The organism is Oceanicaulis sp. UBA2681, from assembly GCF_002354675.1.
Classification (GTDB): Bacteria; Pseudomonadota; Alphaproteobacteria; order Caulobacterales; family Maricaulaceae; genus Oceanicaulis; species Oceanicaulis alexandrii.
Map to the genome: position 1 here is coordinate 98,457 of NZ_DEMB01000007.1, position 2,454 is coordinate 100,910.

3 protein-coding genes and 1 pseudogene are annotated in these 2,454 nt (G+C 63.3%); all 4 read right to left on the reverse strand.

Annotated features, from left to right (window positions below):
- Window positions 1-194, reverse strand: a 194-nt coding sequence (locus B3M53_RS05000; RefSeq protein WP_286799707.1) for a hypothetical protein, incomplete at its 3' end; no start/stop codon positions are given.
- On the reverse strand, window positions 191-1,354 hold the full coding sequence (gene dapE / locus B3M53_RS05005) for a succinyl-diaminopimelate desuccinylase (RefSeq protein WP_273020398.1): 1,164 nt from the start codon (window positions 1,352-1,354) through the stop codon (window positions 191-193). The genes dapE and B3M53_RS05000, both read right to left, overlap by 4 nt.
- Window positions 1,355-1,411: 57 nt before the next feature.
- Window positions 1,412-2,242 (reverse strand): 2,3,4,5-tetrahydropyridine-2,6-dicarboxylate N-succinyltransferase, encoded by an 831-nt coding sequence (gene dapD / locus B3M53_RS05010; RefSeq protein WP_273020399.1) that lies wholly within the window; start codon window positions 2,240-2,242, stop codon window positions 1,412-1,414.
- Window positions 2,239-2,454 (reverse strand): annotated as a pseudogene (locus tag B3M53_RS05015) (pyrimidine 5'-nucleotidase); the annotation flags it as partial. The pseudogene B3M53_RS05015 and the gene dapD, both read right to left, overlap by 4 nt.

Here is a 2,454-nt window from a genome sequence, read left to right on the forward strand (position 1 = left end):
TTGTCGGCGATGAAGTAATTGATGCCGTAGATCAGGAAGATGAAGGCGGGCAGGCCCAGAACGACGCCGATGAAGGACCGGCCGACGCCGGTCACGCTCATGTCGAAGTGCTTGCGCCAGTCTGACTTGAACATCATCAGCGCAAACACGCCGTCGACGCCAGAGCGCATATCCTTGAGGGCTTGGTTCATCATGGAAACGTCTTGAAATACCGGTCGAGCACGTCTGCATAGATCGCGGCGAGCCCGGTCACATCGCTGACGGGCACGCGCTCATCCACCTGGTGCATGGTTTCGCCCACCAGGCCGAATTCGGCCACCGGGCAGTAATCCTTGATAAAGCGCGCGTCAGACGTGCCGCCGCCCGTGGTCAGCGCCGGTTCGCGTCCCGTGTGGTCCTTGACCGCGTCGCGGAGCAAGCTGGTGAACGGGCCGGTCTTGGTCAGAAACGCGTCCCCGGTGACGGTGAGATCGAGATCAATCTCGCAGAACGTGCCGTTTTCAGCGGCGGCGGCTTCTTCACGTATCCATTGTTTCAGATCATCGCCGGACTGGGCGGTGTTGAACCGGATATTGAACTTCGCGCTGGCCCTGGCCGGGATCACGTTATGGGGGGCGTTGCCCACATCAATTGTTGTGACTTCGAGATTGGAGGGCTGAAAATGCGGTGCGCCCTCATCCAGGGTGCGCGTGGTCAGCCGGTTCAAAAGGTCGATCAGGACAGGGATCGGGTTCTCGGCCTTCTCAGGGTAAGCCACATGACCCTGCTGGCCGGTGACCGTAATCACCCCGTTCAACGAACCGCGGCGGCCCACCTTGATTGTATCGCCCAGGTGATGCGGGTTTGTGGGTTCGCCGACCAGGCAATGATCGAGCTTTTCGCCCTTGTCGGTGATCGCCTTGAGCAGTTTCTTGGTGCCGTTGACCGCCGGGCCTTCTTCGTCGCCGGTGATCAGGAAGGCGATCGAGCCTGCAGGCGCGCCTTGGCTTTGCAGATGCCGGGCGACGCCGGCGACCATGGCGGCGATGGCGCCTTTCATGTCGGATGCGCCGCGCCCCCACAGGACGTCATCGGCGATTTCCGCTTCGAACGGACCGCGGCTCCAGCCGGCGTCATCGCCGGCGGGCACCACGTCGGTATGACCGGCGAAGCAGAACACCGGCGCGGCGCTTCCAAGCCTCGCGTAGAGATTGTCGACCTCTTCAAACTTGAACCGCTGGCAGACAAAGCCGAGCGCCTCAAGCGCCTCTGACAACACGTCGAGTGCGCCCGCGTCCTTGGGGGTCACGGACGGCGCCTGAATCAGGCGGCGGGCGAGCGGGATAGGGTCGGTGAGCGAAGACAGATCAAGCATGGCGCAGATTTAGGGCGTTTTCGCGCGCGGCGCCATGCCTGACAGGTCAGTTAGGGTCTAATCGCGCAGCAGCGCGTTGATCGAGGTTTTGGCGCGGGTCTGGGCGTCCACGCGTTTGACGATGACGGCGCAGTAGAGCCCCGGCTTGCCGTCTTCGCCGGGAAGGTTGCCCGGCACGACGACGGCGTAGGGCGGCACCTCGCCGCGGAACATCTCGCCGGTGGCCCGGTCGATGATCTTGGTGGAGCCGCTCAAATACACGCCCATGGCCAGCACGGCGCCTTCGCGCACGATCACGCCTTCGGCGACCTCGGCGCGGGCGCCGATGAAGCAATTGTCCTCGATGATCACCGGATTGGCCTGTAGCGGCTCCAGAACGCCGCCAATGCCGGCGCCGCCGGAGATGTGCACATTCTTGCCGATCTGGGCGCAAGAGCCGACTGTGGCCCAGGTGTCCACCATCGTGCCTTCATCCACATAGGCGCCGATATTGACGTAGGACGGCATCAGCACCACGCCCTTGCCGATGAACGCGCCGCGGCGCACGGCGGCGGGGGGCACGGCGCGGAAACCCGCGCGCTCGAACTCCGCAGCGTCCCAGCCTTCAAATTTCGAGGCGACCTTGTCCCACCACGGGCCATGATCGGCGCCGCCGGGAATGATCCGGTTCGGGTTCAGGCGGAAGGACAGAAGCACCGCCTTCTTCAGCCATTCATGAACCACCCAGTCGCCGTCTTCGCCACGGCTGGCGACGCGAGCTTCGCCGCTGTCGAGCTGGTTGAGGACCGTGTTCACGGCATCGCGGATTTCGCCCATGGTCTGTTGGGTGAGCTGGTCGCGGATCTCCCAGGCGGCGTCGATGACCGATTTCAGCGCATCATGGTTCATGGCGTCGTCTTCTTTGCTGTGTCCGCAGCCACATGCCAGTCGCCCAGAAAGGTGCGCAGGCAGTCCACGGCGTAGTGAATATGATCGGGATGTATCAGCGGTTCGGGCGTCGCGCCATCCGCCAGCGCTTCCACAGGGGGATGCACCAGCACGGTGGTGAAGCCGATCTCATGGGCGGTTTGCAGGTTCTTGACCGAATCCTCAAACATCAC

Coding starts and splice junctions, on each gene's coding strand:
- dapD (WP_273020399.1), bottom strand. CDS start 2,242: ATGAACCATGATGCGCTGAAATCGGTCATCGACGCCGCCTGGGAGATC.
- dapE (WP_273020398.1), bottom strand. CDS start 1,354: ATGCTTGATCTGTCTTCGCTCACCGACCCTATCCCGCTCGCCCGCCGC.